Annotated in this window: 14 protein-coding genes and 1 pseudogene; 6 read left to right on the plus strand and 9 right to left on the minus strand. The window is 58.7% G+C overall.

Annotation, left to right across the window (positions count from 1 at the left end):
- Positions 1–123: 123 nt before the first annotated feature.
- Positions 124–311: pseudogene (locus tag PMI22_RS30940) on the minus strand (IS630 family transposase); the annotation flags it as partial.
- Between the two features lie 570 nt (positions 312–881).
- Between PMI22_RS30940 and PMI22_RS31745 the strand changes: the two are divergent.
- The gene (locus PMI22_RS31745) at positions 882–3,377 is read left to right on the plus strand and encodes a pentapeptide repeat-containing protein (protein WP_007948709.1); all 2,496 of its coding nucleotides are present in this window, start codon (positions 882–884) and stop codon (positions 3,375–3,377) included.
- 318 nt (positions 3,378–3,695) lie between these two features.
- Here PMI22_RS31745 and PMI22_RS03365 read toward each other — a convergent pair whose 3' ends face one another.
- Complete coding sequence (locus PMI22_RS03365) at positions 3,696–4,199, minus strand: MgtC/SapB family protein (RefSeq protein WP_007948712.1); 504 nt, start codon at positions 4,197–4,199, stop codon at positions 3,696–3,698.
- A 122-nt stretch (positions 4,200–4,321) separates the two neighbouring features.
- On the opposite strand from PMI22_RS03365, the gene PMI22_RS03360 reads away from it, so the two are divergent.
- The 3 genes from PMI22_RS03360 to mapR all read left to right on the plus strand — a co-directional run bounded on the left by PMI22_RS03360 (position 4,322) and on the right by mapR (position 7,722).
- Positions 4,322–4,555, plus strand: a complete 234-nt coding sequence (locus tag PMI22_RS03360) for a DUF3203 family protein (RefSeq protein WP_007948713.1) — start codon at positions 4,322–4,324, stop codon at positions 4,553–4,555.
- A 195-nt stretch (positions 4,556–4,750) separates the two neighbouring features.
- Positions 4,751–6,181, plus strand: a complete 1,431-nt coding sequence (ccoG, locus tag PMI22_RS03355; RefSeq protein ID WP_007948715.1) for a cytochrome c oxidase accessory protein CcoG — start codon at positions 4,751–4,753, stop codon at positions 6,179–6,181.
- A gap of 131 nt (positions 6,182–6,312) precedes the next feature.
- Positions 6,313–7,722, plus strand: coding sequence for a GntR family transcriptional regulator MpaR (mapR, locus tag PMI22_RS03350; protein WP_007948716.1), 1,410 nt, complete (start codon positions 6,313–6,315; stop codon positions 7,720–7,722).
- Positions 7,723–7,843: 121 nt separating this feature from the next.
- On the opposite strand, the gene PMI22_RS03345 is transcribed toward mapR, so the two are convergent.
- The 7 genes from PMI22_RS03345 to tpx all read right to left on the minus strand — a co-directional run bounded on the left by PMI22_RS03345 (position 7,844) and on the right by tpx (position 20,917).
- On the minus strand, positions 7,844–8,590 hold the full coding sequence (locus PMI22_RS03345; RefSeq protein ID WP_007948717.1) for an SDR family oxidoreductase: 747 nt from the start codon (positions 8,588–8,590) through the stop codon (positions 7,844–7,846).
- A gap of 281 nt (positions 8,591–8,871) precedes the next feature.
- A complete protein-coding gene (locus PMI22_RS03340; protein ID WP_007948718.1) occupies positions 8,872–10,953 on the minus strand; it encodes a putative bifunctional diguanylate cyclase/phosphodiesterase in 2,082 nt (693 codons plus the stop codon).
- A gap of 302 nt (positions 10,954–11,255) precedes the next feature.
- Complete coding sequence (locus tag PMI22_RS03335) at positions 11,256–12,719, minus strand: efflux transporter outer membrane subunit (RefSeq protein ID WP_007948719.1); 1,464 nt, start codon at positions 12,717–12,719, stop codon at positions 11,256–11,258.
- Positions 12,716–15,823 (minus strand): efflux RND transporter permease subunit, encoded by a 3,108-nt coding sequence (locus tag PMI22_RS03330; protein ID WP_007948720.1) that lies wholly within the window; start codon positions 15,821–15,823, stop codon positions 12,716–12,718. Before PMI22_RS03330 ends, PMI22_RS03335 begins: the two co-directional genes overlap by 4 nt.
- Positions 15,820–18,924 carry an MdtB/MuxB family multidrug efflux RND transporter permease subunit gene (locus tag PMI22_RS03325; protein ID WP_007948721.1) on the minus strand — a complete coding sequence of 1,035 codons (3,105 nt, stop codon included), beginning with the start codon at positions 18,922–18,924 and terminating at the stop codon, positions 15,820–15,822. The genes PMI22_RS03330 and PMI22_RS03325 overlap by 4 nt, the downstream gene beginning before the upstream one ends.
- Positions 18,921–20,237 (minus strand): MdtA/MuxA family multidrug efflux RND transporter periplasmic adaptor subunit, encoded by a 1,317-nt coding sequence (locus tag PMI22_RS03320; protein ID WP_033049713.1) that lies wholly within the window; start codon positions 20,235–20,237, stop codon positions 18,921–18,923. The genes PMI22_RS03325 and PMI22_RS03320 overlap by 4 nt, the downstream gene beginning before the upstream one ends.
- A gap of 179 nt (positions 20,238–20,416) precedes the next feature.
- Positions 20,417–20,917, minus strand: a complete 501-nt coding sequence (tpx, locus tag PMI22_RS03315) for a thiol peroxidase (RefSeq protein ID WP_007948723.1) — start codon at positions 20,915–20,917, stop codon at positions 20,417–20,419.
- Positions 20,918–21,084: 167 nt separating this feature from the next.
- Between tpx and PMI22_RS03310 the strand changes: the two genes are divergently transcribed.
- Both PMI22_RS03310 and PMI22_RS03305 read left to right on the plus strand, forming a co-directional pair.
- Positions 21,085–21,510 (plus strand): YciI family protein, encoded by a 426-nt coding sequence (locus tag PMI22_RS03310; protein WP_007948724.1) that lies wholly within the window; start codon positions 21,085–21,087, stop codon positions 21,508–21,510.
- 169 nt (positions 21,511–21,679) lie between these two features.
- Positions 21,680–24,028: a tetratricopeptide repeat protein gene (locus PMI22_RS03305; protein WP_007948725.1), complete on the plus strand. Its 2,349-nt coding sequence runs from the start codon at positions 21,680–21,682 to the stop codon at positions 24,026–24,028.
- Positions 24,029–24,064: the final 36 nt, after the last annotated feature.

Below are 24,064 nucleotides of genomic sequence, written 5' to 3' on the forward strand. Positions count from 1 at the left end.
CATTTCCATGCTGATCACCCTGGGTTCTCCTGCTCAAAAATTGAGCAGAAACAGTTGAACACCTGGGTCAGTTTTCAGTCGGCAGAACAGCCTTTACTGGGTCAGTTTTCGGTCAGCGGCAACACCATGGCGGACATAATCGTGCGATTGCGTGCGGATATGCCCGATTCCCAAAGGGAGTCCGGGCTGTGTGCGCTCAAGGGCCTGAACTTGGCTTTTTCATCGCAACAGAGCACCAATGCCTTATCCGGTGGATCTAGATACAACCCGATAACATCCCAAAACGTCTCTTCGAAATGCGGATCGTGGGAGCACCAAAGCGAACAATGGAAGAAGCAAAAGATATCGCTGGTTCTCTTCTGTTTCGTGATAGTCCTTTGGATAAACATAAACCAACCATTCGTCGGAAACCCTGACGTATGACCAGATAACAGCGCCCCAAAAAAACCAAAACGTGCAATCCCGAACACAAAAAACCAAACCTTTAATGTCACTTACCTAAAAGTAATTTATTTACAAGATGGAGTTAAATTCATCAAGGCACGAATAATCATGACCTGCCGCGAGAAAACCCTGTATCCATTACCTCAGTCGAGAAAATTTTAAATCATTCAAAGATCGCAAAGTAAGACAACCTTATCACCGTTTTTTTATCGTGTGATTTTAAGCGCTGCATCAGCCTACCAACCAAGCAGGGTGATTAATTGCCCCGTGCCAGGAACCTTTTCAGGACAAACCTAACGTCATCTGCTGAAGTTAACGACGGAGATTTTCATATCATTCGCGCATGCCCTGCAGAGAAATTTGCGCGTTTTTTGAAAGCCCAGCCCCCTCAATACTCTTTATTTTAATAGCCCTGCCAATAAATTGACAAACACAGCATGCCTAAAGTTTACGTCCACCAAACAATTAACAGCCAGATAAAACACGAATCGAAAGAATCGCTAACTCGACTAAGTCAGAATCTGCAAAACCTGCAGAACAAAGGCGACATACTCAAATTGAAGGGCCACGACTTAACAACCACACCCGAAGGATTAAAACACTTGGTCAACCAGAGTCGCTACCGAACAGAGGAGCAAGGGGCGAGTCATTATTTCGGCGGCACCAGAGAAAAAATTTCAATTGGCGACGCACTATACCTTGTAAAAGAAGCGTTGAAACCTCAACAAAATCAATCCAGCCTCAAACAAGGCGTTTCCGCTCTACCTGCCACTCCTCCAGCAGCCCCGCAAATTCGCCTGGCCCCAATCAGTTTCGATGAAAAAATCTCCGAGCTATTTTTAGCTCATACGGAAAAAAAACCAACGCCTGAACAAATATGCGTACTTAATGATCTGTGCACCGGGCTATCCATCCTGAAAATTCGTGGCATTTCAGCACTTATTCCTTCCGCGGCCCATGCTCTCAACGAATCAACTAAAATTTCAGATTACTCACTATGTGAAAATCTGGGATGCTCCGAATCATTCACAGAACTTCCATGGCAACTCGATAACGAGCTTGTCAAACTGCTAATATCAACACTCCCTGAATGCTCTCCACCTGAAGGACGAGCTGCAGTCGAAGTTCTCAATACAATCCCAGCCACGACCAAAGCCATAATGCTTCGCTCATGTACTTTCTGTATGGCAGACTTGAGATCAGCAAATTTAAAAAACGCAAACCTTGACAATATAAACTTAAGCCACTCCAACATTGAACACCACGAAAATCTACCCCAGCATCATTTGCAATGCAGCGGCAGCACATGGAAGAATTCAACGCTATTGAACACAAGCATCAACGACAGTGACTTTTCCGGAGCAAAGCTAATAGACATCGAACTATGCTCAATTGACTCTCAGCGTGTAAATTATACCGACGCCAAGTTAACTGGAGCAAACCTAGACAGGGTCAACTTCTCAGGCAGCGATTTTTCACGAGCCGACCTGAGTAGCATTCGTATTAACCACGTAAATTTTTCCAACACCGATCTGACTGGCACAACAATTTCATTGGCTCCAGATTTTTTGGATGAGGTGGTCAGGGAGATTGACCATCACATCAATCACCTTAGCCACTACAATGAAGGCCTGCTTTTATCAATCAATAGCATTAATCCAAGGCACGAAGAACAAAGAAACGCCTTAATGAGATCAGTGATTGAAAGGCTGCTCCCTCTGGAGGGTGATTTACCTGTCGGAAGCAGGAACTCACTGGCGGATGTATTACTGAAAGAGCCCTCCTATACCAAGGACCCGGTCATCGCCCGGTTTATTCAAACTCAATTGCTGCCGCATTGGATGGAAAGCAAAAACCAAGAGCTCCTTCGTCCGGACGAAGTAGATCTGGCCACGGTGTTTAACCTGCTCAACGCCAGTGCGCCGGATGCTGATTGGTCAGAGCACCGATACCAGGTAGCCGTCAATCAATTGCTCTTATCCGCGAACCTGGCGTCGAATCGGGCAGACCTGCATCAATCCGCCGAGAAACTACGCACCACCTATCTGAACACACCATCGATCAAGGAGGCGGCCTCGGCATGTGACGCAATAGAAGAAAACTTGTCCAAAGTGACCTATATCTTTACTTCCGGTAATGGTGAGCAAGTGTTGGCCCTTGAGCCCGAGCTATTCGAAAAGATCGTGTTCACTCACCACAAGGTCATCCCTTGGAATAGCGCTTACCTCTTCACGCGCAACGCTGAGACCGAGTCGTTTGAACCCGCCGATTTCGGTAACCTGAAGGAAGTCTATGCCATACAACCGTTCCTGAACGCGCGCTATGCGGCAGTTACACGGGGTGAAATCGGGAAAAATCTGGTCAGTCGCGTACTGGGCAACTCCCCCCATTCAGCCACGTTCCTGGAAGCATTTGAACGTAACACTGTCAAGAACAAGCTAGTGACTCCCCAACAACAGGATGAGCTCTACGATGCCTTTGCTGCCCATTGGCAGGTAGCCCAAGGCGATGTACATAATCCACAACACGAGTCCAGGCACTTGCGACCTGAGCACCAGGAGCAACTGTGCCAAGCCGTCGTCGGTCTCGGACTTCAAGATACCGGCCCCAATCGCGCCGCCCTGATGCTGTGCCTGTCGAGTATGTTTACACGCTACAGCTCCAGCGCTTTGTTCGGTACCGAGACTGAGTCCCCTCCCGCCGTGCGACTCTACGCGTCTGCGCTGCTGAACGAAGCCCGAACACTGGATCCTTCACTGATCGATGATGCCACAGCGAACGATTGGCAATCCCGACTCTTGGGTATCGGTAGAGCGTTCTCCTGCACGGAGATACTGAGTAGCATGATGAACACTTACATAAAAAGACAGGCTCGGACAAACAGCGAGCTTGAAGAAATGTCACTGGAACTCTATCCGGCTGCGTGGCGCTGACAGACAAGCCTTTAGTAAACACCCTGTTTTCTACAAATTTCGCTCAATGAGTCGCGAATCTCGCGACTCTCGCGCCCTGCACCGCTGCGCGGCGGTGCTGCCATCGCCGTACATTTGGAACTGCTTGCACGGAGCAGCCAAAGAGGGAGTAGCAGTGTTAGTTTCATCCCACAACACCGAACAAATTGTGTACAACTGTGATCGTTTTTATATGTTTAACAACCATAATTTCAAACAGTTTACTCACGGCGATAAGTATATCGATTACTTGGGTGCAGAAAATCTGGATGACGCTTTTATCCGTGCATCTGGCAACTTCTAATTGTCCAGTTTGTCCTTCTCGAAAACCCGCACGATTCTGGGCATCACACTGAAAATAGCCAACGCCAGCAGCGTACTGACCACGGCCGTCGCCTCCCGCCCCAGCCCGGCCGACACGCCAATGGCGGCGGTCATCCATAACCCGGCGGCGGTGGTCAGGCCTTTGACGTGGGCCTCATCGCCGTCGGCATTTTTCAGAATAGTCCCCGCGCCGAGGAAACCGATCCCGGCGATGACGCCCTGCACCACCCGGCTCATGGCGTCGGCTTGAGCACCGGACATCTGCGGCACCAGCACGAACAGTGCCGCCCCCAACGCCACCAGCATGTGGGTGCGGACCCCGGCGGCTTTGCCCTTTTGCTCGCGCTCGAAACCGAGGATGCCACCCAGCACCGCCGCCATCAGCAGGCGCACGGTAATGCGCGTCAATTGGGAAGCATCACCGATGTCGGCGAACTCCGATTGCAGCGTCACCCAGACCTCATGCCACCAGGCGTTCATGCTGTTGTCCTTATGCGTGTTGTTAAAGGGTGGACCGCGCCGACCATTAATCGGTTGCACCGAACGATGGCCGTCGATTGCGCCCTAAGGTTTACGTACTCGCCAAAAAAAAGGACCTCATCATGACTGTGCGCATCGAAAACGAGACCTGCTTTTTCATCACCGAAAACGGCGAAGAAATTCGCCTGTGCCCCGACGTCACCATCTTCACCGACGCCGAAAAGGCCATGTCGGCGGTAGAACTCGATGGCCAGCGTATCTACATCACTGAAGCAGAAGCGGATGCATTGACCGTAGCAGGCGCGGTGGACGGTCGCCGGCATTTGAAGGCGACGGACAGTGGTTCGGTCATTTGACTGACACTGCTCAATCACACCTGCGCAGGCGTGCCACAGGCGTTTGCGTACTGTCAGAGCAGGTGCTTCAAGTTGTCGCAGGCGGCGGATCAACGTTCATCTGATCCGCTTTTTATTGCAATACCTGAGTCTGTTATGCAAACAGATCGACGCTCATAGTGCGCTGGCCTGATGGAGGCTGATGAGCGACAGACCATGAGCGATAGAATCCCCGTCCGATTAGTTGAAAGCACCCCAGCGGTACAGACTTTTGAGCCTTCGCGTCCAAAGATGAAGGCCAAGTCCAGCGACAACCTGATCCACACCCGCAGCTTCACCGGCCTGTTCCGCACCTTGCGTTTGAGCGGAGCGGGATTTCTGTTTTTGCTGTTCTTCGGCACGGTGTGGCTGAATTGGGGCGACCGCCAGGCGGTGCTCTGGGACCTTTCCGAAAGTAAATTCCACATCTTCGGCGCGACCTTCTGGCCGCAGGACTTCATCCTGCTGTCGGCGCTGTTGATCATCGCCGCGTTCGGTCTGTTTGCGATCACCGTGTTCGCAGGCAGAGTCTGGTGCGGTTACACCTGCCCGCAGAGCTCCTGGACCTGGATCTTCATGTGGTGCGAGAAAATCACCGAAGGCGAACGCAACCAGCGCATCAAGCTGCAAGCCGCGCCGTGGGGCTTGAACAAACTGCTGCGCCGCTCCGCTAAGCACACGCTGTGGCTGGCGATCAGCCTGCTCACCGGGCTGACCTTCGTCGGCTATTTCACCCCGATCCGGCCATTGGCCGAAGAGCTGCTGACCTGGCAAATGGGCGGTGTCAGCCTGTACTGGGTACTGTTCTTCACCGGTGCCACGTACATCAACGCCGGCTGGCTGCGCGAGGCGGTGTGCATGCACATGTGCCCCTATGCACGTTTCCAGAGCGTGATGTTCGACAAAGACACCCTGACCATTTCCTATGACGCGGCCCGTGGCGAAAACCGTGGCGCGCGCAAACGCGAAGTGAAGCCGGCGCAAGTCGGCCTGGGTGATTGCATCGACTGTCAGCTGTGCGTGCAGGTCTGCCCGACCGGCATCGACATCCGCGACGGCTTGCAAATGGAGTGCATCGGCTGCGCCGCGTGCATCGACGCCTGTGATTCGATCATGGACAAAATGGGCTATGCCCGTGGGCTGATCAGCTACACCTCGGAGCATCAATTGCAGGGTGGCAAGACGCACCTGCTGCGGCCACGGCTGATCGGTTACACCGCTGTGTTGCTGCTGATGATCGGTGCCCTCGCCCTCGCACTGGTAGAGCGCCCCATGGTGTCGCTGGACGTGAGCAAGGACCGTGGCCTCTTCCGGGAGAACAGTCAGGGCCAGATCGAAAACATCTACAGCCTCAAGGTCATCAACAAAACCCAGCTGCGCCAGGACTATCGTTTGAGCCTGGTGGAGGGCGACGGCTTCCAGTTGCAAGGCAAGACACAGCTGAGCCTGGCCCCCGGTGAGATTGTCGATGTGCCGCTGTCGGTGGCGATGACTACGGAACGACCAAGCAGCAGTTCGCAGACGATCACGTTCAGGATTGTCGACAGCGATGAGCCTGAGATTTACAGCGAGGCCAAGAGCCGGTTTGTTGCGCCGATGAATCGCTGATCCCTTAGACTGCAGTGGCGCCATTCGCGAGCAGGCTCGCTCCCACAAGGACACCGCAATACCTGTGGGAGCGAGCCTGCTCGCGAAGAAGTCACCTCGATTTTCTGACTGAAATCAAATCCAGGCACTCGATGAAACGCTACGAAAAATTCGCCGACGACATCGCTGAACTGATCCGCTCCGGCGTCCTCGGGCCCGGCCAGCGCGTGCCATCGGTGCGCTACGCCAGTCAGACCTATGGCGTGAGCCCGTCCACGGTGTTTCAGGCCTACTACCTGCTCGAACGCCGCGGCCTGATCCGCGCCCGGCCGCGCTCCGGCTACTTCGTCAACGTGCATGCTCCGAGCCCGTTTTCGGAGCCGGTGATCAGCAGCCAGGTCAATGAATCCACTGAAGTCGACGTTAGCGAACTGGTGTTTTCGGTGCTCGACTCGATCAAGGACCCGAACACCGTCCCGTTCGGCTCGGCTTTCCCCAGCCCGATCCTGTTCCCGTTGCAGCGCCTGTCGCGCTCGCTGTTCAGCGCGACCCGGGACATGGACCCGCGCATGGTCGTCACCGACCTGTCGCCGGGCAACCCGCAATTGCGTCGGCAAATCGCCCTGCGCTACATGGTCGGCGGGCTGATGCTGCCGATGGAGGAGCTGCTGATCACCAACGGTGCCCTGGAAGCCTTGAACCTGTGCCTGCAAGCAGTCACGCAACCCGGCGACCTGGTGGCCATTGAAGCGCCCGCGTTTTACGCCTGCCTGCAAATTCTGGAACGGCTGAAACTCAAGGCCGTGGAAATCCCGGTGCACCCTCGGGATGGCATTGACCTGGGAGTGCTGGCCCAGACGCTGGAGCGTCACCCGATCAAAGTCGTTTGGTGCATGACCAGTTTCCAGAACCCGATGGGCGCAACCATGCCCGAGGCAAAGAAGCAGGCACTGGTGGAATTGCTGCGCCACCATCAAGTGCCGCTGATCGAAGACGACGTCTACGCCGAGCTGTATTACGGTCAACAGGCGCCGAAACCGGCCAAAGCGTTTGATACCGAAGGGTTGGTGATGCACTGCGGTTCGTTCGCCAAGAGCCTGGCCCCTGGTTATCGCATCGGCTGGGTCGCTGCCGGACGTTACGCGCAGAAGATCGAACGCCTGAAACTCATGACCTCACTCTGCGCCTCGATGCCGGCGCAAGCGGCCATCGCCGATTACCTGCAACACGGCGGTTACGACCGCCACCTGCGCAAACTGCGTTACGCCCTCGAAGAACAACAAAGCGCCATGCTCGCGGCCATCGCCCGCTATTTCCCGGCACAGACCCGCGTCAGCCAACCGGCCGGCGGCTACTTTTTGTGGCTGGAACTGCCCGCGCAGATGGATTCGCTGAAGCTGTTCCAGATGGCGTTGGCCCAAGGTATCAGCATCGCGCCGGGGCCGATCTTTTCGCCGACCCAGCGGTTTCGCAACTGTATTCGGTTGAATTACGGCAGCCCGTGGACCGAAGATTCGGAGAAGGCGATGGAGACGTTGGGGCGGATTGTGCGGTCGTTCTGACCCCAATCGGTCCCACGCTATGCGTGGGAATGCCGCTTCGGACGCTCCGCGTTCGGCTCTGGAGAGTGACGCAAAGCGTCACGGGATTCATTCCCACGCGGAGCGTGGGAACGAGCTGCGATTAACGGCCACCACCCAGATCCACGAAAGTCCCGGTCGCATAGGAAGCCTTGTCCGACAGCAACCATACAATCGCCTCCGCCACTTCATCCGGCCGCCCGCCGCGCGCCATTGGTATTGCCGACTCAAGCTTGCTGACCCGGTCCGGATCCCCGCTCAGCGCATGGAAGTCGGTGAAAATAAATCCCGGTCGCACAGCGTTGACGCGAATGCCCTCGCCCGCCACTTCCTTGGACAGGCCGATGGTAAAGCTGTCCAGCGCACCTTTGGACGCGGCGTAATCCACGTACTCATTGGGCGAGCCCAAACGCGAGGCCACTGACGACACGTTGACAATGCTGCCACCCTGCCCGCCGTGCTTGGGCGACATGCGCAGGATCGCGTGCTTGGCACAGAGAATCGGCGCCAGGACGTTGGTTTTGAGGATTTTGAGAATGCGGAATTCAGACATTTCATCGACCCGGGACTTGTGCCCGACGGTGCCGGCGTTGTTCACCAGCGCCGTTACCCTCCCCAACTCGGTGTCCACGCGGTGGAACAGCGCAATCACTTCATCTTCGATGCTGACATCGGCGCGCACTGCGATGGCTTGAGCGCCCATTGCACGAACTTGATCCAGCACACTTTGCGCGGCGGACTCGTCAGACTGGTAGTTGATACAGATCCGATAACCCCGTTCGGCGGCCAACAAGGCGGTGGCGGCACCAATACCGCGGCCGCCACCGGTGATGACGATGACTTTGTCCATACGAGCATTCCCCATTCCAAGCGTAAGCTGTCTGGGTCAAGAATAACTGCCATTGCCGGCTTTTGCATGGACACACATCAACTGTTACGACTAACACCCTGCGCACCACGGTCCGCCGTAGCAGCTGTCGAGCTTGCAAGGCTGCGTTCGGCTGCGAAGCAGTCGTAAAACCTGCCACACGCGGTCTGTCTGAATTATCAGGCCGTCTGATTTCACGACAGCTTCGCTGCCGGACGCAGCCTCGCGTTGCTCGGCAGCTTCTACGGAGTCCGGCGGGATCTTCAGGCTGTCGCCAATTGTTCTGCGCGATGGATGTCCACCATGAAACGCGCGGCCGGCAGTGGGTGCCCCAGCAGATAACCCTGCAATGAATCACACCCCAGTTTGGTCAGGAAGTCCTGCTGCACACCGGTTTCGACGCCTTCGGCGACGATTCGCAAGCCCAGCGCCTGACCCAGTGCGACGATTGCCGAGACAATGGCGGCGTCGTCGCTGTCGTGTTCCAGGTCGCGAACGAACCCCCGGTCGATCTTCAACTCATTGGCCGGCAGGCGCTTGAGGTACATCAAGCTCGAATAGCCCGTCCCGAAGTCATCAATGGACAGGTCGACGCCCATGGCCGAGAGTTCCTGCAGCACTGTCATGCTTGCATCGGCATCGTTCATGGCGGTGGTTTCGGTGATTTCCAGGGTCAGGCTGTTGGCCGGCAGCCGATGGGTGCTCAGGGCCTTGGCCACGCTTTTAACCAGACCGGCATGGCAAAACTGCAACGCCGAGAGGTTCACCGCGATCCGCCAATCGGTGTAGCCCTGCGCATACCATTCGCGCATCTGCCGGCAGGCTTCGTTGAGCACCCACTCGCCGATAGGAATGATCAGCCCGGTTTTTTCCGCGATGTCGATAAACGTGTCCGGCAGCATCATGCCCCGCGTCGGGTGCTCCCAACGCAGCAGCGCTTCGGCGCCTACCGGGCGGCCATTATTCGCATCGAACTTGGGCTGGTAATAGAGACTGAACTGGTCCTGATCGAGCGCATTGCGCAGGTCTTGCAGCAATTGCAGCTGCCTGCGCGCGTTGCTGTTCATCGAGGCGTCGAAGAAGCTGTAGCCGTTTTTCCCGGAACCCTTGGCGTGGTACATCGCAGCGTCAGCGTTCATCAGGAGGTCTTGGGCAGTCTGTCCATTGCCTGGGTACAGCGCGATGCCGACGCTGGCGGAAATCTGCAAGTCATGTTCAGTCACCCGGAACGAGCGAGCAATCAAACCGACCTGACGCGCCGCCAGGCCCAGCGCGTCATCCGGCTCGGCGAGCCGCACCAGCAGGACAAACTCATCCCCCCCGATGCGCGCCAACGTGTCTTGACAGCGCAAATCCTCTCGCAGGCGCACCGCGACTTCACGCAACAACTGGTCGCCCATGTGGTGGCCAAAGGCGTCATTGACCGGTTTGAAACCGTCCAGATCGATGAACATCAGCGCAAAACAGCCGCCCTGTTCCTGCACATTGGACATTGCCTGTTCGATGCGATCGGCCAGCAACACGCGATTGGGCAAACCGGTCAGGGGATCGTGCAAGGCCAGTTGGGTCAGTTCGCGGTTGGCCTCGGTCAGCGAGCGCGCGAGGTCAGCGGTACGTGCTTCCAGACGCGCATCGAGCACTGACGTCAGCAAGGCGATGCTCAGCACCGCCAGCGTGGTGATCAGCACCAGATTGTCCAGGCCTTTGCCGCTCAAGCCGCTGACCACCGCCCCACAGAAACTGCCGTCCGGGAAGCGCGCAGCCGCCATACCGGTGTAGTGCATGCCGACAATGGCGATGCCCATGATCACTGCAGCACCGCAGCGGAACAGGGTGACATGAGGCGAGTGCTGTCGCAGGCGGAAGGCGATCCAGAGTGCCGCACCCGATGCGCCCACCGCTATCAGCAGCGAGGTGCCGAACAGCGTCGGGTCGTAATCGATACCCGGCTGCATGCGCAGGGCGGCCATGCCGGTGTAATGCATCGCACTGATCCCGGCGCCCATCACCAGCGCGCCAAACACCAATTGCCAGGCCGGCAGCCGTGGCTGGCTGACCAACCACAGCGCAAAGCCGCAGGAGAGGATTGCGGTCAGCAGCGATAGCAACGTGATGGTGAGGTCGTACCCCAGGTCCATCGGCAATTTGAATGCGAGCATGCCGATGAAGTGCATCGACCACACGCCAATGCCCATGGCAAGGGCGCCACCCGCCGTCCACAAATGCACCGCCCGGCCTTTGGCCGTGGCAATACGTCCGGTCAGGTCGAGCGCGGTATAGGAGGCGAGAATCGCGACACAGAGTGAAATGATAACCAGGGTGGGTGAATAGCTACCGATCAGCATGAGACTTCTCACGAGCGCCCGCCGTACTGCGTCCTTTCTCAGGGGGCAAATGCCGGCGATTGTACTGATTGCGCTGAGGAACGCACTGACAAAATAACCAAAACGCCATCAAGCCGATGAAACGCTTGTTTGATCCCCTGCGACCAGCACATTCCCGTGTAGCAGCTGCCGAGCAGCGCGAGGCTGCGTTCGGCTGCGCAGCAGGCGTAAAAACCTGAAAACGCGGTCCTCCTGAAAGACCAAGTCGCCTGATTTCACGACAGCTTCGCTGCCGAACGCTGCCTCGCGCTGCTCGTCAGCTGCTACAGGGCACCGTCCCAGCCGCCACCCAGCGCGGCGATCAATTGCACACTGGCAATCAACCGGCTCTGCTGAAGATCCAGCACGTTGCGTTCGTTACTCAACGCCGTGGCCTGGACCACCACCACATCCAGATACGCAATCAAACCGGCCTTGTACTGGTTCTGGGTCAGGCGCAACGAGATACGTGCGGCGTCCAGTGCTTCCTGGCGCACGCCGGCTTCGTCTTCCAGCACCTTGAGCTGCACCAGGTAGTTTTCCACTTCACGGAAACCGTCGAGCACGGTCTGGCGGTACTTGGCCACCGTCTCATCGTAAGCCGCTTCGCTGCGATCGACTTCTGCCGAGCGCTGGCCGCCATCAAACAAGGTCATGGCCAGTTGTGGCCCGACCGACCAGAAGCGGTTGGGCACGCTGATCCAGTTGGACGAGCTGCTGCTGCTATATCCGCCGTTCAGGCTCAAGGTGAAATCCGGGTAATAGGCGGCCTTGGCCACGCCAATGTTGGCGTTGGCCGCCATCACCGAACGCTCGGCGGAGGCGATGTCCGGACGACGCTCCAACAATTGCGAAGGCAGACCCACCGGCACTTCGGGCAAGGTCGGGATGGTGTTGGTTTCCGCCAGGCTGAACTCGGCCGGGGGCAGCCCGATCAACACGGCGATGGCGTTCTCGAACTGGGCACGCTGCCAGATCAGGTCAACCATGTCGGCCTGGGTGCTTTTGAGTTGAGTCTGCGCCTGGGCCACCGCGTCTCGCCCGGAAACACCGGCGCGGTATTGGTTTTCGGTCATGGTCAGCGAGCGCTGATAGGCCACGACCGTCGCTTCCAGCAAGCGTTTCTGTCCGTCGATCACGCGCAATTGCAGGTAGTTCTGCACCAGTTCGGACTGCTGACTCAAACGCATCGCGGCCAGGTCGGCAAAGCTTGCCTGGGCGTTGGCGGTGTCGGCTTCAAGGCCACGGCGCAATTTGCCCCACACATCCGCTTCCCAACTGACCCCGGCCTGGGCAGTGTAAGTGTCACGAATACCGCTGGAGGAACTGGTCAGGCTCGAACTGCTGCTGCCGGTGCCCTGGCTGGAGCGGTTTTTGCCGACGGTCAAATCCACCGTGGGGAAAAACGCCCCACGCGCACTGCGCACCAACGCCTGGGCCTGACGGTATTGCGCCTCGGACTGGGCGACAGTCTGGTTGGACCGGTTCAGTAGTTCGATCAGGCCGTTGAGCTGCTGATCGCCATACAACTCCCACCAGGCACCGCGCGCCAGGGAATCACTCGGGCTCGCCTGACGCCAGCCTGCCGCTTCCTTGTATTGCACCGGCGCGGCCGCTTGCGGGCGCTGATAGTCCGGGCCGACAGCGCAAGCGCTGAGCATCGCCACGCACAGCGCCAGGCTCAGCAGGCGCGGGCCTCGTACGGCGGCCAGCGGGACGGCCAGATGGGTAAGCGAACGGTCAGTCATAGCGGAGTTTCCAGAGCAACATCAGTGCGCACCCCACGCCATTTATTGAAACGATGGCGCAGGTTGTCGAGATAGAGGTAAACCACCGGAGTGGTGTAAAGGGTCAACACCTGGCTGAAGATCAGCCCGCCAATGATGGTCAAACCCAGAGGCTGGCGCATTTCCGCACCTTCGGCACGGCTCAGCAGCAACGGCAGGGCTCCAAGGATCGCTGCCAGGGTGGTCATCAGAATGGGACGCAAACGTTGCAAGCAGGCACTGCGAATCGACTCCAGCGGTACCAGGCCTTGGTGCCGTTCGAGTTGCAGCGCAAGGTCGATCATCAGGATGGCGTTTTTCTTCACCACGCCGATCAGCAAAAACAGGCCCAGCAACGAGATCAGGCTGAACTCGCCGCCCAACACATAGATCGACAGCAAGGCGCCGACCCCGGCCGATGGCAACGTCGACAGGATGGTCAACGGATGGATGTAGCTTTCATACAGCACACCCAGCACCAGATAGACCGCCAGCAGCGCGCCGAGAATCATCCATGGCTGGCTCTTTTGCATCGCGGCGAACGCATCGGCGGTGCCGGCCATTTTCGCGATCACTTCTTCGGGCAAGCCGAGTTTGGCAATCGCCCGTTCGATGGCCGCAGTGCCCTGCTCCACGGTCACCCCTTCGGCCATGTCAAAGGACAGGCTTTCAGAGGCAAACTGGCCTTCGTGGCTGACCCGATCGTTTTCCAGGCTGGCTTCGTAATGGGCGATGGTCGACAACGGAATCCGTGCACCGTCGGCAGTGATCACTTGTACTTGCTTGAGCGTAATCGGGTCCTGGGCGTATTTCGGGTCGACTTCCATTACCACCTGATACTGGTTGAGGCTGTCGTAAATCGTCGAAATCTGCCGCTGGCTGTAGGCGTTGTTCAGCACCGAGGTGACCATGGCCATGTCCACCCCCAGTCGCTTGGCCTGATCGCGATCGACAATCAGCGTCACCTGCTGGGCACCCCGGCCTTCCCGGGCGTCAACCGCCGTCAATTCCGGCAACGCCTTGAGCGCGGTGACCACTTTCGGGTACCACTCACGCAAGGCACCCAGATCACCGCTTTGCAGGATGTAGGAATACTGCGACGAGGTCTGTTCGCGACCCCCGCCAAATTGCAGGTCCTGGTCCGCCATCAGCATCAGCTGTGCGCCGGGAACCTTGGGCATTTCCTTGCGCAAGCGTTCGATGACTTTCTGCGCGGAAATGTTGCGCTCCTTGATCGGTTTCAGGCGAACCAGCATGAAGGCATTGTTGGTGCCGTTGGTACCACCGATGAACCCCGCAACGCTCTCCACCGCGTCGTCCTTGAGGGCGGCACGGCGGAAGATTTCCATTTTCGGCTGCATCACGTTGAACGACAGACCGTCGTCCCCGCGCACGAAACCAATCAATTGACCGGTATCCTGCTGTGGCAAAAACGTTTTAGGAACAACTATATACAGCGCAATGTTCACGCCAATCGTCACGAAGAGGCTGAGCAAGGTCAGACGACGATGACGCAATACCCAGTCGAGGCTGGTCGCGTATTTGCCCACCATCCAGTCGTTGGCGCGCCGACTCCAGCGCTGCAAACGGTTTTCCTGACCCGGCGTGTGCGGCTTCAGCCAACGGGCGCAGAGCATCGGCGTCAGGGTCAGCGAGACCACCAGCGAGACCACGATGGATGCGGCCAGGGTGATGGAAAACTCGCGGAACAGGCTTTCGATGATCCCGCCCATGAACAGGATCGACAGGAACACCGCCACCAGCGAGACGTTCATCGACAGCAAGGTAAAGCCGACTTCCTGCGCACCGAGGTACGCGGCTTTCATCGGCGGCACGCCTTCGTCGATGTGCCGGGAGATGTTCTCCAGCACCACGATGGCGTCGTCGACCACCAACCCGGTGGCCAGGATCAGCGCCATCAGCGACAGGTTGTTCAGCGAGAACCCGTAGAGGTACATCACCGCAAAGGTGCCCACCAGCGACACCGGCACCGCCAGCGTCGGAATCAGCGAGGCGCGGAAGTTACCGAGGAACAGGAACACCACCAGAATCACCAGCGTCACCGCGATCAGCAGGGTCATTTCCGCTTCATGCAGGGTCGCCTTGATCACCGGCGAACGGTCCATCGCCAGGTTCAGCTTGACGCTGGCCGGCAGCACCGCCTGCAACGCCGGCAACTGTGCCTTGATTTCATTGACCGTCTCGATGATGTTGGCGCCGGCCGCCCGGTTGATCACCAGCAACACCGCCGAGTCGTCGTTGAAGAAACCGCTGTTGTAGCGGTCTTCGACACCGTCGCTGACCTTGGCCACATCCTTGAGGCGCAGGGCTGCACCACCGTTGTAGTGGATGATCAGCGACTCGTAATCCTTGGCCTTTTCCAGTTGATCGTTGGCCTGGACCTGCCACAACCGTTCGCCGTCTTCGACCGAGCCCTTGGGCCGGCGCACGTTGGCATTGGCGATGGTGTTGCGCACGTCGTCCAGGGCCACGCCGTACTGATTGAGGGCTTGCGGCTCAAGCTCGATACGCACCGCCGGCAACGAACTGCCGCCGATCTGCACTTCGCCCACGCCCTGCACTTGCGACAGGCTCTGGGACAGGATCGTCGAGGCCAGATCGTAGAGCTGGCCTTTTTCCAGCACGTCCGAGGTCAGCGACAACACCATGATCGGCGCCTGGGACGGGTTGACCTTTTTGTAGGTCGGCATGCTGCGCATCCCGCTCGGCAGCAGGTTGCGCGAGGCGTTGATCGCGGCTTGCACTTCCCGGGCGGCGCCGTTGATATCGCGGTCGAGGTCAAATTGCAGGATCACCCGGGTCGAGCCCTGGCTGGAGCGGCTGCTCATGGTGTTGACCCCGGCGATGGTGCCGAAGGATCGCTCCAGCGGCGTGGCCACGGTCGAGGCCATGACTTCCGGGCTCGCACCGGGCAGGCTGGCCTGCACCACGATCACCGGGAAATCCATCTGCGGCAGCGGCGACACCGGCAACAGGCCGAAGCTCACGCCGCCCAGCAGCATGATTGCCAGGCTCAGCAACATTGTTGCGACCGGGCGTTTGATGAAAGGTCCGGAGAGGTTCATGACTGTTCTACCGCATCCACGGCTTCAGACTTGTGGCCCCAACGCCGACCGAGACGGTCGAAGTACAGGTAGATGACGGGCGTTGTGAAAAGCGTCAGCACCTGACTCAGGAGCAAGCCACCGACCATCACCAGCCCCAGCGGTTGACGCAATTCCGCGCCGGAACCGGTGGCCAGCATCAGCGGCACGGCGCCAAACAACGCGGCCAGGGTGGTCATCAGGATCGGCCGGAAGCGCAGCAGGGCCGCCTGATAGATCGCCGTCTCCGGGTCCACGCCCTGATTGCGCTCAGCGTCGAGGGCGAAGTCGATCATCATGATCGCGTTCTTTTTCACGATACCGATCAGCAAAATGATGCCGATGATCGCGATCATGCCCAGGTCATTGCCGCTCAGGATCAACGCCAGCAATGCGCCGACCGCCGCCGAGGGCAAGGTCGAGAGAATGGTGATCGGGTGGATGTAGCTCTCGTACAGCACGCCGAGCACGATATACATGGTCACCACCGCCGCCAGAATCAGCAGCAAGGTGCTCGACAGCGATGCCTGGAACGCCTCCGCCGCGCCCTGGAACTGGGTCTGCACACCCAATGGCATGCCAATGTCTTTCTGCACTTGGTCGATGATCTCGACCGCATGCCCCAGCGCCACACCCGGTGCCAGGTTGAACGACATCATCACCGCCGGGAACTGGCCGATGTGGGTGATTGCCAGTTGCGCCTGACGCTCTTCGATGTGCGCCAGGCTCGACAGGCGCACCTGCCCGCCGTCAGTGGTTTTCACGTGAATCTGATTCAGTGCATCGGGGCCGATCTTCTCCCCGGACTGCGATTGCAGGACCACTCGGTACTGGCTGGCCTGGGTGTAGATGGTCGAAATCTGCCGCTGACCGAAGGCGTCGTACAGCGCATCGGTGATGTTTGCCACCGACACCCCGACCCGTGAAGCGGCATCGCGGTCGATCACCAAATAGACCTGCAAACCCTTGTCCTGCAAATCGCTGGCTACATCGGTCAGTTCAGGTCGCTGGACCAGCGCTTCCACCAGACGGTTGCTCCACAGGCTCAGCAACTCGGCATCTGGCGACGACATGCTGAACTGGTATTGCGTGCGGCTGACGCGGTCTTCGATGGTCAGGTCCTGCACCGGCTGCATGAACAGGCGGATGCCGACCAGCTTGTCCAGCTCCGGTTGCAGGCGGGCAATGACTTCGGTGGCGCTCAGGTCGCGGTTGCTGTGGGACTTGAGGTTGATCAGCAGTCGACCGCTGTTCAGCGTCGAGTTGTCACCGTCCACACCAATGTAGGACGACAGGCTTTCCACCGCCGGGTCGGCGAGGATCACCTTGGCCAGCTCCTGCTGACGCGCGCTCATCGCCGCGAAGGAAATCGACTGCGGCGCCTCGGAAATGCCCTGGATCACCCCGGTGTCCTGCACCGGAAAGAAGCCCTTGGGCACCGCCATGTAAAGCACCACGGTCAACGCCAGCGTGCCGACCGCCACCAGCAATGTCAGCGGCTGGTGCTTGAGCACCCACTGCAATTTGCGTCCGTAGGCGGTGATCATCCAGTCAATCCACGCGCCGCTGGCACGGTAGAAACGACCCTGCTCTGCTTCCTTGGGTTCACGCTTGAGCAAACGCGCGCACATCATCGGCGTCAGGGTCAGGGACACCACCAGCGAAATCAGAATCGCCACTGCCAGCGTGATCGCGAACTCGCGGAACAATCGCCCGACCACGTCAGCCATGAACAACAGCGGAATCAACACCGCGATCAGGGACAGGGTCAGGGAAATCAGGGTGAAACCGATCTGCTTGGCGCCCTTGAGTGCCGCGTTCAGGGGGCTGTCCCCTTCTTCAATAAACCGGGAGATGTTCTCCAGCATCACGATCGCATCGTCCACCACAAAACCGGTGGCGATGGTCAGGGCCATCAGGGTCAGGTTATTCACCGAGAAACCGGCGAGGTACATCACGCCGAAGGTGCCTATCAGCGACAGAGGCACGGCAATCGATGGAATGATCGTGGCGCTGGCGCGGCGTAGAAACAGGAACGTGACCATCACCACCAACGCAATGGCGATCAGCAGCTCGTGCTGCACGTCTTTCACCGAGGCACGAATGGTCTGAGTGCGGTCGGTGAGTACGGTGACGTCGAGGCCAGCCGGCAGGTTGTCGGTGATGCTCGGCAGCAACGCCTTGATCCGGTCGACCACTTCAATGACGTTGGCCCCCGGCTGACGCTGAATGTTCAGCAGCACCGCCTGGTTTTCGTTGGCCCATGCCGCCAGACGTTCGTTCTCGGCACCGTCGACGATTTCCGCGACATCCTTGAGCCGCAACGGCGCTCCGTTGGCGTAGGCCAGAATCAGGTTGGCGTAGTCTTTGGGGGAGGTCAGTTGATCGTTTGCGTCGAGCATCGACACCCGGGTGGGGCCATCGAAGTTGCCTTTGGGCTGGTTGACGTTGGAGGCCCCGATCAGTGTGCGCACATCCGACAGGTTCAGACCGTTGGCCGCCAGGGCCTCGGGATTGACCTTGATCCGCACCGCCTGACGCTGGCCACCGGCAATGCTGACCATGCCGACGCCGCTGATCTGGGCGATTTTCTGCGCCATGCGCGTGTCGACCAAATCATTGAGTTTGGGCAGCAACATGGTTTTCGAGGTAATCGCCAGGGTCAGCACCGGGGTGTCCGCCGGGTTGACCTTGTTGTACACCGGTGGCGCCGGCAGGTCCTTGGGCAGCAAATTGGTCGCCGCGTTGATGGCGGCTTGCACCTGCTGCTCGGCGACGTCCATGTTGATGTCGAGGCTGAAGCGCAGGGTCAGCACCGACGCGCCGCCGGAACTGGTCGACGCCATCTGGGTCAGGCCGGGCATTTGCCCGAACTGACGCTCCAGTGGCGCCGTGACCGCGCTGGTCATGACATCCGGGCTTGCACCAGGATAGAGCGTCATGACGCGAATGGTCGGGTAATCGACCTGAGGCAACGCCGACACCGGCAGCAAGCGATACGCGATCAAACCGGCCAACACAATGGCCAGCATGCTCAGGGTCGTGGCGACCGGGCGAAGGATGAACAGCCGCGAGATGTTCATGCGCCGCCCTTTTTCGCCTTGTCGGCGGCCGCCGGCTGTGTGGAATCCGCCGCCGATTTACCTTGCAGGTGCCCGGTCGGGGTGGACGGCACGTCCTTTGGGTCATTGACCACTTCGACTTCGCTGCCCTCCTTCAAGCGGTCGGTGCCTTCCAGCACCACACGGTCCCCGGGGGCCAGGCCTTCGGTAACCACGGTGTTGAGCCCGTCGCTGGCGCCGACTTTCAACTGACGGATCGTGACCTTCTTGTCGCCGTCCAGCGCATAGACGAAGGTACCGTTGGTGCCAAACTGAATCGCCGCCGACGGTGCGAGCACCACACCCTTGAGGGTGTCAGCCAGCAAGTGGACGTTGACGAACTGATTGGGGAACAGCGCTTGATCGCGATTCTCGTAGCGCGCCTTGAATTTCAGGGTGCCGGTGGTGACGTCAATCTGGTTGTCCAGGCTCTGCAACACGCCAGTGGCTTGCAATTGGGTGTCGCTACGGTCCCAGGCTTCGGCGGGCAGTTTGGCGCCTGTGCGATAGCGGGCCAGCACCACGTCGAGGCTGTTTTCCGGCAAGGTGAAGGCGACGCTGATCGGCTGGGTCTGGGTGATGATCGCCAGCGCCGTGGTGTCGTTGGCGGCGACCAGGTTGCCGACGTCGAGCTGGCGCAGGCCGACACGCCCGGTAATCGGTGCACGGATCTTGGTGAATTCGAGATTGAGCCTGGCGTCGTTGACCGCCGCCTGATTGGTCTTGACCGTGCCCAGGTACTGACCGACCAACGCTTCGGCGGTGTCCAGGGTTTGCTTGGCGATACTGTCTTCCTTGAACAGCCCGCGATAACGCTCGACATCCACCTGGGCGTTTTTCAGTTGCGCCTGATTTTGCAACAAGGTGCCCTCGGCCTGGAGCAAGGCGTTCTGGTACGGACGCGGGTCGATTTCAGCCAGCAGATCGCCAGCCTTGACCATCTGCCCTTCTTCAAAGGATATCTTGATCAGCTCACCGCCCACCCGGCTGCGCACATTGATGGTGTTGAGCGCGGTGACAGTACCGAGTGCCTTGTAGTACAGCGGGAAGTCACCCTTGACCGCAGGCGCCACACGCACCGGCACCGGGCCGGTCGCCCCGCCGAAACCCGGACGCATCCCCCCCGCCTTGCCGGCACGCCCGGCCACGGCTTTCTGCCCGGCACCCTCCGTGTGAGCAGCGCCGGTGGGCCAGAATTTCCAGCACACGCCAGCGATGACCAACAGGACTAGCAGGCCGAGCAGCCAGCGACGAGGACTACGAGAAGCGGAGGATTGCATTGAATGATCAACCATTGGGCGCGTGGGCTTGTTTTACATGAGGCTGAACGATAAGCACTGGCGGGCATTAAGCAAAGCGGCTTTACCGGCAATTTACCTTGGGCTTACGTATCAGGAGTTCTATCTAAGACACTGAAGCACAAATGAAAACGGCCTGGACAGGGCCAGGCCGTTAACAATTGTAAAGGCTGTGCTTATTTCAGAACGGAAAGCGCCGCGTCGTAATTCGGCTCCTGGCCGATTTCGCTGACCAGTTCGCTGTGCAGCACGTTGTCGTTTTCGTCCAGTACCACCACAGCACGGGCGGTCAGGCCTTTGAGCGGGCCGTCAGCGATGGCAACGCCGTAGTTCTCGATGAACTCGGCACCGCGCAGGGTCGACAGGTTCTGCACGTTTTCCAGACCTTCGGCGCCACAGAAACGTGCCTGGGCGAACGGCAGGTCAGCGGAGATGCACAGCACAACGGTGTTGGCGACATCATTGGCCTGGGCGTTGAACGTGCGAACCGAAGTCGCGCAGGTCGGGGTGTCGATGCTTGGGAAGATGTTCAGCACTTTGCGCTTGCCGGCGAAGTTCGCCAGGGTCACGTCAGACAGATTGCCGGCAACCAGGGAAAAGGCTGGCGCCTTGGAACCGGCTTGTGGCAGTTGGCCGTTGACTTGAACCGGGTTGCCTTTAAGAGTGACTTGAGCCATGAACGGAGTCCTTCTGAACGTTGTGGTAAAGAATCTCGAAGAGCTGGAAGTTAACCACGAAATGGCCCGGCGACCTATGGCCAGATACAAATCGTGAAGTGTTGTCGATTTGGCCTGTCGCCATTCGACCATGTAGTGAATCCCCCACCTCCAACGGAGATAACACCATGCGATTCATGATCATCGTCAAAGCCAGCCAGGATTCCGAAGCCGGTGTGATGCCAAACGAAGAACTGCTGCGCGCCATGGGCAACTACAACGAAGAACTGGTCAAGGCCGGCATCATGATCGACGGCGAAGGCCTGCACCCCACCAGCAAAGGCACGCGTGTGCGTTTTTCCGGGGAAAAACGCACCGTCATCGACGGCCCGTTTGCCGAAACCAAGGAACTGATCGCCGGTTACTGGATATGGCAAGTGAAGTCGAAACAGGAAGCGATCGACTGGGTCAAGCGATGCCCCAACCCGATGCCGGGCACCGAGGCTGAAATCGAGATTCGCCAGGTGTTCGAGGCAGAGGATTTCGGGGCCGAGTTCACCCCCGAACTGCGGGAACAGGAAGAGCGGATTCGCGCGCAGGCGAAAAAACGCTGAGCACGACCTAAATGAGGGAGCGAGCCTGCTCGCCCCCACCTGGGTTCAGTTGATGACTTGATTCCACCTTTTCACGACCCTCATTTGACAGATGCCCGGCATCCGTCAAAGCTGCACTCAGATTGATCGCGCGCCTTAAGGCAAACGCACCTGGACTACGGAAGTCGTAATGCCGAAGCATAAAAACAACGCAGTAAACCCTGATTCGAAACCGAACCCGATCAATCGTTACCTTTTTCCCGTGACCATCAGTGCCTTGCTGCTGGCGGTCATTGCTATCGGCTGGTTTCTGTTCAGCAGCACACCGGCACCGCTAAAACCCGTGCCCGTCAGTCCCCCTGCCGCGCAACCGGCCAAACCCCAACCGGTTGCAGTGGCTCCGGCGAAGATGGTCGATGAACAACAATGCCAAGGCTGCCACAGTGAGCAGGTCAAGGATTGGCAAGGCTCCCACCACCAATTGGCGATGCAGGAAGCGAATGCCGAGACGATGCTGGGCGACTTCAATAACGTCACCTTCAAAGGCGAAAACGAAACCACCGTTTTCTCGCGCAAGGGCGATGCATTCTGGGTCAACACACCGGGTATCGACGGCAAGAACGCCGACTTCAAAGTGGCTTACACCTTTGGCATCGCACCGTTGCAGCAATACCTGATCGAGGTCGGCGAAGGTCGCTTGCAACCATTGGGCGTGGCCTGGGATACCGAAAAACACCGCTGGTTCCACCTCTATGCGGGCCAGGGCGTGAACTTCAAGAACCCGCTGCACTGGAGCAAACCGAGCCAGAACGCCAATTTCATGTGCGTCGAGTGCCACACCACGGGCTACAAACGCAATTTCGATGCCGCCAAAAACACCTTCGACAGCCAATGGAACAGCCTCGGTGTCGGCTGCCAGGCGTGCCACGGTCCAGCCTCCAATCACCTGGAATGGACGGCGAAAAAAGGTGATTTGATTCATGCCGGTTTTGCCATCGACCTCAAGGACAAGAACGCAACGGTGGAACTGGAAACCTGTGCCCGCTGCCATTCGCGGCGCGCACCGCTGAGCGATGGCTACACCCCCGGCAAACGCCTGATGGATGACTACCTGCCAAGCGCCCTGACCCGCGAGTTGTATGCGCTGGACGGCAAGATCAAGGACGAAGTGTTTGAACACGGCTCCTTTGCCCAAAGCAAAATGTTCGACAAAGGTGTGCGCTGCAGCAACTGCCATAACCCGCACAGCAACGAGCTCAAGGCGCCGGGCAACGGCGTTTGCCTGCAATGCCACAACACGGCGGGCAAAACGTCGGTGGAAGGTGTCAATGGCAAAGGCCTGCAAGCGAAAAACTACGACGCTGTCGAACACACTCGCCACACCATGGGCCAACCGGGTTCGCAGTGCGTGGATTGCCATATGCCTGGCAAGTTCTACATGGGTAACGACTTCCGGCATGACCACAGTTTCAGCATTCCCAACCCGGAACGGGCGAAAAAACTGGGCACGCCGGATGCCTGTCTCACTTGCCACACGGGCAAGGACGGCGACAAGGTCACCGAGCAGTTCAAACTGTGGAGCGGCGCCCCCACCGCACAGGCCTCGCGCTATGACGAAAGTCTGTGGCTGGTTCGAAACGGCCAGCCCGGTGCCGCACAAGCGTTGTATGAGCAACTGCAACGCAGCAACTTGCCGGCGATTCAACGGGCCACCTTGCTCGCCGAATTGCAGCTGTACCCAAGCGAGCAAGCGTTGAATCTGGCCACCAAGGACTTGAGCAACCCGGCGCCACAGGTGCGTGAAAGTGCCGTGAGGGCCATCAGCGCGTTCCTGCCGCCCCCCGAACGCGCGCCGCTGTTGTCGCCTTTGTTGACCGACCCGGTAATGGCTGTACGGATCGCCGCTGCTCGGGATCTGTTGGGTGTCGCCGGCACGGGATTGGGCAGCGCCCAGGCGAGCTGGAACGCGGCCATCGCCGAGTACGAAGCGGCCCAGATGAGCCTGCTGGAACGGGCCGAAGCCAACCTCAACCTGGGCATGTTCTATCAGGCCAGTGGCCGCAATGACGAGGTCGAAAAGTACCTGCGTACGGCCCTCAAGCGCGATCCGGACTTCTACCCGGCGCTGGTGTCGCTGGTGCAATGGCTGGAAGCCAATGGCCAACGCCAGGAGGCGCAGGCGCTACTGGCACAAGGTGTGAAAGACCACCCGGACGCCGCACTGTTGCAGTACACCCAAGGTTTGTCGCTGGTACGTGCAGGCAAATCGGACCAGGCTATGTCGGCATTACGCAAAGCCGCGCAGCTGGAACCGCAAAACGGCCAGTACAGCTACGTGCTGGCGGTGGCGTTGCATGACAGCGGCAAGGTTGAAGAAGCCTGCGAAGTGCTGGAGCGCTTGCTCAAAGTGCAGCCGGTCAACCGCAATGCGCGGCTGGCGTTGATCCAGTACTACCTGGGCAATGGGCAGGAACCGAAAGCGCAGGTGCTGTTGCAGGCCTGGAAGAAAATGAACATCGGCGACCCGGCGCTGAAATAACGCGGTCTGTAGCAGCTGCCGAGCCTGCGAGGCTGC

Source organism: Pseudomonas sp. GM21 (genome assembly GCF_000282215.1).
Classification (GTDB): domain Bacteria; phylum Pseudomonadota; class Gammaproteobacteria; order Pseudomonadales; family Pseudomonadaceae; genus Aquipseudomonas.

Bases quoted from the DNA above. Each gene is read 5' to 3' on its own strand.
- PMI22_RS03360 (WP_007948713.1), top strand. From the start codon at position 4,322: ATGACTGTGCGCATCGAAAACGAGACCTGCTTTTTCATCACCGAAAAC.
- tpx (WP_007948723.1), bottom strand. From the start codon at position 20,917: ATGGCTCAAGTCACTCTTAAAGGCAACCCGGTTCAAGTCAACGGCCAA.
- PMI22_RS03330 (WP_007948720.1), bottom strand. From the start codon at position 15,823: ATGAACCTCTCCGGACCTTTCATCAAACGCCCGGTCGCAACAATGTTG.
- PMI22_RS03305 (WP_007948725.1), top strand. From the start codon at position 21,680: ATGCCGAAGCATAAAAACAACGCAGTAAACCCTGATTCGAAACCGAAC.
- PMI22_RS03340 (WP_007948718.1), bottom strand. From the start codon at position 10,953: ATGCTGATCGGTAGCTATTCACCCACCCTGGTTATCATTTCACTCTGT.
- mapR (WP_007948716.1), top strand. From the start codon at position 6,313: ATGAAACGCTACGAAAAATTCGCCGACGACATCGCTGAACTGATCCGC.
- PMI22_RS03365 (WP_007948712.1), bottom strand. From the start codon at position 4,199: ATGAACGCCTGGTGGCATGAGGTCTGGGTGACGCTGCAATCGGAGTTC.
- ccoG (WP_007948715.1), top strand. From the start codon at position 4,751: ATGAGCGATAGAATCCCCGTCCGATTAGTTGAAAGCACCCCAGCGGTA.
- PMI22_RS03335 (WP_007948719.1), bottom strand. From the start codon at position 12,719: ATGACTGACCGTTCGCTTACCCATCTGGCCGTCCCGCTGGCCGCCGTA.
- PMI22_RS31745 (WP_007948709.1), top strand. From the start codon at position 882: ATGCCTAAAGTTTACGTCCACCAAACAATTAACAGCCAGATAAAACAC.
- PMI22_RS03320 (WP_033049713.1), bottom strand. From the start codon at position 20,237: ATGGTTGATCATTCAATGCAATCCTCCGCTTCTCGTAGTCCTCGTCGC.
- PMI22_RS03325 (WP_007948721.1), bottom strand. From the start codon at position 18,924: ATGAACATCTCGCGGCTGTTCATCCTTCGCCCGGTCGCCACGACCCTG.
- PMI22_RS03310 (WP_007948724.1), top strand. From the start codon at position 21,085: ATGCGATTCATGATCATCGTCAAAGCCAGCCAGGATTCCGAAGCCGGT.
- PMI22_RS03345 (WP_007948717.1), bottom strand. From the start codon at position 8,590: ATGGACAAAGTCATCGTCATCACCGGTGGCGGCCGCGGTATTGGTGCC.